Origin of the sequence: Bifidobacterium imperatoris, assembly GCF_002860405.1 — a bacterium.
Classification (GTDB): domain Bacteria; phylum Actinomycetota; class Actinomycetes; order Actinomycetales; family Bifidobacteriaceae; genus Bifidobacterium; species Bifidobacterium imperatoris.
This window is the reverse complement of sequence record NZ_NMWV01000020.1, coordinates 39,136-48,205: the sequence shown is the minus strand read 5'-3', so window position 1 is coordinate 48,205 and position 9,070 is coordinate 39,136. Positions and strand designations below refer to the sequence as shown.

Genomic DNA, 9,070 nt, shown 5'->3' with positions numbered 1-9,070 from the left:
GAACCCGGCCGAGCTCGTCCGCCGCATCCACGACATCCAGGACCGGCTCGAAGCACTGGCGGCACCGCGCACCGCGCGGCTGGCCAGACGCATGGGCCCGGACATGGCATACTTGAACAAGACGCTCGCCCGGATCGCGGGCGTCGAACCGGAAGACGACGAAACCCCACAAGCCGACGCGGACTAGGATTTCACGCTCACCACAGGTGAGGCACCACTCCGGATTACGCGCTCATTTTCAAATGAGGCACCTCGAGGTAAGTATGACACAGTTAACTATCAACCTGCTATGCGCGGCACAGGGAAATCTGCTGAGGGTTTTCGCCGCCGAGCCTGAAATACTCGACGCCCAACTGCGAAAACCGAACCTCCGGGTCGAATTCTAAAACAATCTAAAACAATCTAAAAGGTTCTAAAAGACCCGCTACGCAACCAAACCTCTCACGGCTTCATCAGCTTGGCATACCGCAGGCGAGTTGCTTCGCCGGTAATGCCAAGCTTGTGACCTATGGTCTCCCATGACTGGCCACGCTGACGCATAATTAACACCATCTGCGCAATCCGGGCATCAATAGTCTCAAGCTCAGACTTTCTGCGGTTCAACAGCCTGCTAATCTCCAAATCCGGCGAAAAATCCGGATCATTTTCCGGAATACCCGAATTTGGCGCGGTTTTCTCCTCAATCGCATCTGCGGCAGCGTTGCCCAATGCAATCAGTTTCTCCTGCATTTCTGGGGAATAATCTTCAAATCGCATCATCATCACCTTCGGAATACTGCAAAGTAAGCCATTTCATTTCATAAGTCAGCCGTGCTCGCATAGCATGCACGATGACGTGCTCATGTACTCCCGGGATCCATTCGCGTTCAATGACGCCTATCTCATAGAGAATAGCGCCCGAAGTTCCGGTTCCCACAAGTACATGCGTAGGTGGAACACGTCTAGTGTTGACATCGACTTCAATGCCATGTCTATAGACATGCAAAATATCAGCATCAGCAATCGACGGTTCACCATGTTTATGTTCTCGATGCGCGGAGGGAAGAATCAATGGATCTTCACCCCCGATAGGCACAAGTATACTTGGCAAGTTCACTTGCATCAACTCCTTTGTTGAAGTATCCCCGATAGAGTTGGGTGCGTTGATGCTAACGAATGTCACACTGCGTTGTCTATCTAAAACGAGGTATGTGGTCCGAGCTTGCCAAGTTATCCACATTTTCGAACAAGCATTCGAATCTCTTTTGCTTGCCATTTGCTTTTCTTTTGACTCGTTAACTGATTTTACGAAATCAGAACATGCAAAATGGCGGAATTCCAACGATTTCTCTTTTGCTCGCCATTTGCTTTTCTTTTGATTTTAAAATCAAAAGAAACTACTATGGTTAACAGAACAACTTAATCACAGTGCCAAATCACGTCCCCAAGGAAACAGCATGCCCGAAGATATCATCACTCTTATCACGGCACTAGCCAGACAAGACAGCGAAAACGAATGCCTCGAGTTCAAGCACAGCAACACCGACCCCAACCGAATCGGCCGCGATATTTCCGCACTCGCCAATTCCGCAGCCTTGCTCGGGCATACCTTCGCATACAAGGTATGGGGCATCGACGATGCCACTCATGAGCTCATCGGAACTGCATTCAATCCCAAAACCACTAAGGTCGGCAATCAAGAGCTGGAACTTTGGCTCCGCCAACACCTATCCGACAATGTTGAATTCCGATTCGAATCTGCCGAGGCATTTGGCAAACACCTCATCCTACTGCGCATCTGGCCGGCACAATATCGCCCTGTGCTCTGGCAAGGGCTCGCCTACATCCGCACCGGTTCATCAACGCAAGAGCTCAAACATGGATCAAAGCGCGAGGAAGAACTATGGAGCCGGACCCGAGCCGAGGTTTTTGAACTCCAATACGCTCTTAGTGGTCTTACCGATGATGAGGTACTCAATAAATTAGACACGGATTGGTACCGTCAGGAATTCGGCATTCCACAAACCACTTCCATCGAACAAACCATGCACCTGCTAGAAAGCGAACAGTTTGTTTTCCCTCAGGATTCAGGCACATATGCCATCACCAATCTTGGAGCGTTGCTGTTCGCTAGGAATCTCAACGACTTTCCAACCGTCTCACGTAAAGCGCTACGTGTTATCCGGTACGATGGCTCCTCCCCTATCGCACCTTCGCGCAGTAAAACATTTAATTCCGGCTATGCGCAGCTAGACCAGATGCTTGAATACATAGAGGCGCTACTTCCGGAACAGGAAATTATCCAAGGGGCACGCCGAGTCACGTTACGCGCATTCCCGCACACGGCACTGCGTGAACTTACCGCCAACATGCTTATTCATCAGGACCTCTCCATTACTGGAGCTGGACCTATGGTTTGCATTTTTGATAATCGTATTGAATTTACCAACCCCGGACGCTCGCTAGTGGATGTTGCACGATTACTCAACGATCCGCCACATTCACGCAATGAGAAAATGGCTGCCATCTGTCGCCGTCTACAGCTTTGCGAAGAAGCAGGATCCGGCTGGGATAAAGTGGTCCTCGATTGTGAACAACATCATCTCCCAGCTCCGCAGGTGGAAGAACCCGGAGACAATATGAGAGTGACCCTTATGCAGGCGACGCCATACCGAGAACTCACACGAGAACAACGTATGGACGCTGCATACTGGCACGCCTGCGTACAGTATGCACAACGAATACCGATGACCAATACCAGTCTCCGCGAACGGTTTGCATTGCCACAGAGTGGCACATCACAGATTTCCCGTCTTATCAAAACATGCTTGGATGATCACTTGCTTAAAATCGCAGATCCAGATGCGGGGAAACGGTACATCCGATACTTACCATACTGGGCATAATCTCTTTTGCCTGCCATTTGCTTTTCTTTTGACTCGTTGACCGATTTCACGCAATCAAAACACACAAAACGGCGGAATTCCAACGATTCCCCTTTTGCCTGCCATTTGCTTTTCTTTTGATTTTAAAATCAAAAGAAAAGCAAAACACCCTCATCACAAGCCTAGGGGCTGAAGTTTATTCGTCAGTACGGCCTTCTACTTGCGGCGTCTGGTAGATGTCCAGTGGAGTTTTGACGTCAGGCGCAACTTCCACATGAATGGTGGCCTCATAGGATTCGCCGGGGCTCAATACCAGCTTCTTAACGCCAACCGTGAGCGTATTGTGCGTGGTCACGCCGTCATAGCTTTTACCATCGGTGGACTTCCAATCCACTAAACGTCCACCGGCAGGCGCATAGGCAAATACAGCAGTATCAATCTGCCCAGCCTGCAATTCCTCCAAGAATGGCCCCACAATGTAATGAGGCAGCTGCCCAACTTCATCTTGAGTCAGCATATTGGTGAGCTTGACATGCACCGTGTACTGGTTGGCTCCATCAGGCGCCACCTTATCGAATTTCACGCTCACATCACGCTTCAAGTACCAATCCATTTTGGCTTGAGAAAGGTCAGAGAAGAATACTCCCACTTCTGGCGTAGCCGCATCAGTCTTCAATGCCCCGGAAATTGGGGTATTGAGCAACAGCTCCTGCTCATCCTCATGCGCGCTCCACACCTTCATATGGCCTTGTGCCACGGAAGTAGTCACAGCTTTCAGGAAAGCCTTACCATCCTGCGCATTCGCCATAATGTGACTAAATGCAGAACCAGCGGCAGCAGAGAAATACGCATCCTGCTGATCTTCAGGCTTATCGATATATACCTGATTCAATAAATATTGAGCTGTATTGGTGCCGTCCAACGTCACTCCATCTTCCAGAGTGACGCCGCCACTGACCTTCAGCATGTTCTGCAAGAACACTGGATCAATGGCAATCACACCATCCACATCCTGCCCAGCATGGGCCTTCCACATAGCCTTAGCAATTTCGCCGGTACGCGGAAAATCAGGGGTAAAGTTCACGTCCACTGCCACTCGGCCCAGCTTGTCGGTAAACAGCGTACGCTCTTCGGCAGTAAGATCCACCACCGGCTCATCAAACCAAGGAATCGAACCACCAGAAATGAACGGTTCAAGCTCAACCTTGCCTCCGCTCACAGTCATCACACCCCATGAACCAGGCAAACCACCACCAGGGCGAATCTCCGAATTCGTCTGGGCAAGAATCAAATACGTGCGCGTGGAACCATCATTAGCCAGCATCTTAGGCGCGACCTGCACAGCCACATTCGCATCATGCACCATGCCGGACAACGTGTGCATGTAATTCTTGGCCTTTTGCATTGCATCAGAAATCTGAGCGATATGCGGATCAGGAGCACCAATCAAATCATGTTCAGCGCTCTCAATAGCCGTATCAGCCTTCTGCAGTGCCGCAGAATACTTCGTCAAACCTGAGACGTCAACCACTCCATTGCTTACGGAAACATCGCTCATATTCAAAGCAGACGACGCCTGCCTCAAAGAAGGCAATGCTTGAGAAGAAACATTCTCCATAGCAGTAACCGCAGTACGCACAGCACGAATATCATCACCGTAATACGGAACCTGCGATGCCACCTTCCACAACATGGAGCTGGTCTGATCATAGGCGGCGCTTGCGTGAGAAGAAAAATCTTCCATAGATTTGTTCAGAGCATCCGTATCACCGCTCGTCAGCGACTCCTGCATACTCGTGGCCACAGATACAGCCTGCTGCACTTCATTCTTGGTTTTCATAGCGGACCAGGCGAACCATACCGCCAGCACAGCTACGAACAGCAGAACAACACCCAGGCCAATAAGCATACGGCGAATCCTGCGACGTCTACGAATACGGCGAATATGCCGCGCACTCATGCGACGCCGACGGCGGGAATGATGCTGGCCCGGTTGATCCTGCACCTGCGAATCAGATTCATTAGCGGAATCATCATTCGCAGCCATATAGCCTAATTCAGGCTGCGCAGGAGGCTCCGGTGGCTCGTTGAGTTTCTGAACATCATTCGGCATTTCTGCCATATCTCACCTCTGCAGCATCAAACAAATCTGCATATTCAAATCCAATAATGATCTGGATTCAATTGCACAAAACGCTTATATCAGTACGCGCCCTTATGGCTCAATACCGCGCCAACCGTGCGGAACATGAGCACAATGTCTCCCAGTACCGACCAATTCTGCACATAGGCCACATCCAAGGCTTCGCTTTCCTCAGCGGAAAGATCAGAACGGCCCGACACCTGCCAAGGGCCAGTAATACCAGGCTTCACCAGCATACGAGTGGCATACAGCTTGTTGTAACGTGCATACTCCTCAGGCAGCGGCGGGCGCGGACCCACTACAGACATATCGCCCATAAACACATTAAGGAACTGCGGCAATTCATCAATAGAGAAACGACGAATAAAATGACCGACCTTAGTAATACGCGGATCATCCTTCATCTTGAAGATGAAACGATCGGTCTGACCAGTCTCCTCCGCAAGCTTCTTCTTCAACGCATCCGCATTAGTCACCATAGAGCGGAACTTGAACATCTCGAACGTTTTACCGCGAAGACCAACACGAACCTGCTTATAGAACACAGGGCCACCATCAGTCAACTTAATCGCAATAGCAACCGGAATAGTAATAATCAGCGACAACACAATCGCCAACGCAGAAACCACCAAATCAAGCGCACGCTTCATCATGCGGCGGCTCGGCGAATACTGAGCAAGACGCTGCGTAATAATCGTAGTGCCCTGAATAGAACGCACCGACAACTCATGGTTAGACGTATCAGCAGCAGAAGCAACCATCGCAATCTCAAGACCAAGAGACTCCATGCGCACGGAGAAAATATTGTAATTATCCGAGTAACGGTGCAATTCATCAGTCACCATCACCGTTTGCGCATTCATGCCAACAATCTTTTCCGCAAGCTCACGGTCGGCATATTCCAACACCGGCAGCGGAGTTCCCCAGTTCAAGGCAATATCCCGCTGCATTTGATCAATGTCATAATCCGGCTCAATGGTATCGGTCTCATGATTGATACGAATCGGGCACACTGCCACAGGCCGGTAATTAAGCTGCTCACGCTTGCTCAAAAACTTCAGCGTGCGGCCAATACCAGACGGCGACCCCACCAGTACCGTGCCATAGGCATACTCGCCCTTACGACGACTGCGCGTAATAAACAAACGCGTAAATACTCGCTCAACAGTAGTCAACACCCAGCCGCCAAGCACCATGAGGCTCAACGAGGTTATCGTCAAATCAAACTTGAAGAAGTAATCAAAAGCGCACTGAATAACCCAGCACATAATGACACTCTTAAACAAGAGTGCATTCAGCTGATACCCATCACCCATAACATGACGGTGATAAACACCCATAGCATGCAGCGAATAAATCCAAAATATCGCAGCAACAATAAGGTACACCGTTGAATTCATAGTGAAATTGAAGCTGGCAGAATAGAACGGCGAAGCTTCATTGCGCAAATTCAGCACAGTAGCCCCAGCCACAACGAACATCGCTGCATCAATAAGCATCAACGCCAGGTTCACAAAGAAACGCCAATACAATACGCGAGACAACTGCTCTTGACGTTGATCAGCCAATTGAGCAGTCCGCGCCTCTTGCGTGTTTTGCCCACTCAAAGAATGCGACATACGTTCTGCTGACGCCATTACGGACATCCTCTTCTTCACTACTTGCTCTCTGTCTGCGGCCCTTGCTTTCTCGAAACTCATACACGCCTCAACCGGCTGTTCTCATTCGCATTTCGAGTCATGTTCCAGAAAACGGGCCTATTACAGCATCCTACAAAGAACGGGGCACAAATAGGGGGTTTAATGTTGCTTTTCGGGGTGATTTAGGCGAATAAACGCTTTACCAAACCTTTATTGAGCCTGCATTAATCGGCATGTGGCCCCATTTGCATATAAGGGTGGAAGATACGCCCTTTGATTCGGCGCACGAGGGGATGGCTTTGCGGCGTGGCGAGCTTCAACAAGACAGACCACCCTGAGGCGTAGTGTATATTCGTGCTTTCCAAGGGGGCTGCCCGGCCAAGCACAGAAGCATATGGCGGCACACAGCGTATCGGCAACAGTAAGCAGATAGGCTCTGCAACAGTTGTTTGCTATTTGGGTTGGATCAGGCAAAGTCTCCAATCCCATCGCATATAGCCAGTCAGCTTTTCCGGCCGAGCGCAGAAGTGGAGTTGGTGTGGCTGGAGAGAGCAGAATCAAGAATCGTACAAGCAAACTGCAGCGAGTACTGAGTCAAGAGGAATCCTATGTGGACGGCAAGTTGAGCCGAGCCGCATTCGTTTCTATCGCCATTCTTACATTCATCACATTCGTTGGTAATTTCACCCAGTTGCAGCTGAGCTCGGCACTGCCGATCATCGTTTCCGAATTCGGCATTTCCGTAACCACCGGCCAATGGCTCACCTCCGTATTCCAGTTGGTGATGGGCGTTATGGTACCGCTCACCGCATTCCTGACCCGTCGCTTCTCCACTCGCCAAATCGTGATCTGCTCAATGGCGGTGTTCACACTTGGTTCAGTAATGGCATGGCTCGGGCCGAACTTCATATGGGTGCTGCTCGGCCGCGTGCTGGAGGCGGCGGGCACGGGCGTGATGTGGCCGGTGCTGCAGATCACCGTGTTCTCCATCTACCCCCTGTCTCGACGCGGATTCGCAATGGGTACCGTGGGCATGGCCATGAGTGTGGCTCCAGCTATCGGACCGACGCTGGGCGGCTGGCAGACCGACGCCAACGGCTGGCGATCCATCTTCCTGACCATGACGATTATCGGCGTGCTCTCATTGCTCGCCGCCATGTTCTGGCTGCATAACTTCGGCTCGCACGACCCATCCGCACGCGCTGACTTCTTCTCAGTGTCGCTGTCCGTAATTGGTTTTGGCGGGCTGATGTTCGGTTTCACCAACTCGGAGGCCTACGGGTTTGCGGCTCCTGCGGTATGGGGGCCAATGCTTGTTGGCCTGGTGGGCATCGTGTGGTTCGTGCTGCGGAACCTGCGTCACGGCCGCCGCTATAGCGAAGCCAAGGCCGCGGGCGTCGAGCCGCTCCCCCAGCCGGCGCTGCTCGACTTGCGAGTGCTGAAGAACCGCTCCTTCACCGTGGGTACCATCACCGCTTCATTGGCGTTCTTTGCCTTTAGCTCGATTCTGGTGATCATGCCGCTTTATATTCAGACCGACCGTGGTTTTTCAGCCACGATGAGCGGCCTGATCATGCTGCCCGGTGCCATCGGCCAATGCGTTTCCCAGTTCTTTGGCGGGCGTGCAATGGACCGCTTCGGGGCGCGGCCTGTGGCGTTGTTCGGTTCCATCGTGCTTACCGTGGGCACCATTGGCATGTCTTTGGTGTCTATGGATACGTGGATTTGGTGGGTATCCATCTGCCAGTTCGTGCGCCAGATCGGTATGGGATTCCTGCTCATGCCCATCACCACATGGTCCTTGAACTGCCTGAACGGGCCGGATGAGGTTTCGGCCGGCTCCTCGGTGACCAACACCGCGCGTCAGATTGCAGGCGCCGTGGGTGCGCCGGTGCTTGTGATCCTGATGGAGACGTTTGCCGCATGGCAGCACAGTAACGGGGCTTCCACAGTTGCCGCCTCCATTTTCGGCATTCAATGGGCGCTGCGTATCTCCGCAGGCATCTGCTTTGTGATGGTGCTCATGGTGGCGTTCGGGGTGCGCGGAGATGGTGCCGGCCACATGCGCGATGCCGTGTCCCTGCGCGTGCTGCGCCAACGGTTGGAGCGCGTAGAAAGGAACGTCCTGAGCTAAGGTGTCCTTCCCATCCCGATTCACGGAGTGCCAGCGTTTGAAGCGTGCGTTGGCCGCTAACTGACGTTAAGCGTCGGATAGTTGCCGGCCGCGACCTGTCCACCCCCAGTCCAGCAACTATCCGACTGACTGTAGGTTATTAAACAAACACTGTAGGTTTCCGAACACTGACTGTCGGGTTTTTAACGTTGACTGTAGGTTTTTGAACGAATTTCGTTGGAAATCCTACAGTCAATGTCCAAAATCCTACAGTCAACATATACACAGTATTAAAAAGTGTTGGAAATCC

6 protein-coding genes and 1 pseudogene are annotated in these 9,070 nt (G+C 51.7%); 3 read left to right on the top strand and 4 right to left on the bottom strand.

Going from position 1 to position 9,070, the window contains the following annotated elements; genetic code table 11:
• Nucleotides 1-187, top strand: a pseudogene (locus Tam1G_RS07680) (integrase catalytic domain-containing protein); the annotation flags it as partial.
• 254 nt (nt 188-441) lie between these two features.
• Here Tam1G_RS07680 and Tam1G_RS07675 read toward each other — a convergent pair.
• Both Tam1G_RS07675 and Tam1G_RS11795 read right to left on the bottom strand, forming a co-directional pair.
• Complete coding sequence (locus Tam1G_RS07675) at nt 442-762, bottom strand: hypothetical protein (protein WP_243394874.1); 321 nt, start codon at nt 760-762, stop codon at nt 442-444.
• Nucleotides 746-1,321, bottom strand: coding sequence for a hypothetical protein (locus tag Tam1G_RS11795; RefSeq protein ID WP_207553081.1), 576 nt, complete (start codon nt 1,319-1,321; stop codon nt 746-748). Before Tam1G_RS11795 ends, Tam1G_RS07675 begins: the two co-directional genes overlap by 17 nt.
• Before the next feature lie 115 nt (nt 1,322-1,436).
• Here Tam1G_RS11795 and Tam1G_RS07665 point away from each other — a divergent pair, with 115 nt between their 5' ends.
• A complete protein-coding gene (locus tag Tam1G_RS07665; RefSeq protein WP_101626073.1) occupies nt 1,437-2,885 on the top strand; it encodes an ATP-binding protein in 1,449 nt (482 codons plus the stop codon).
• Nucleotides 2,886-3,060: 175 nt separating this feature from the next.
• Here Tam1G_RS07665 and Tam1G_RS07660 read toward each other — a convergent pair whose 3' ends face one another.
• Entirely contained in the window at nt 3,061-4,986 is a 1,926-nt protein-coding gene (locus tag Tam1G_RS07660; RefSeq protein ID WP_101626072.1) for a DUF4012 domain-containing protein, read from the bottom strand.
• Between the two features lie 80 nt (nt 4,987-5,066).
• A complete protein-coding gene (locus Tam1G_RS07655; RefSeq protein WP_165781953.1) occupies nt 5,067-6,626 on the bottom strand; it encodes a sugar transferase in 1,560 nt (519 codons plus the stop codon).
• 559 nt (nt 6,627-7,185) lie between these two features.
• On the opposite strand from Tam1G_RS07655, the gene Tam1G_RS07650 reads away from it, so the two are divergent.
• Nucleotides 7,186-8,781 carry an MDR family MFS transporter gene (locus Tam1G_RS07650; RefSeq protein ID WP_165781952.1) on the top strand — a complete coding sequence of 532 codons (1,596 nt, stop codon included), beginning with the start codon at nt 7,186-7,188 and terminating at the stop codon, nt 8,779-8,781.
• Nucleotides 8,782-9,070 lie beyond the last annotated feature (289 nt).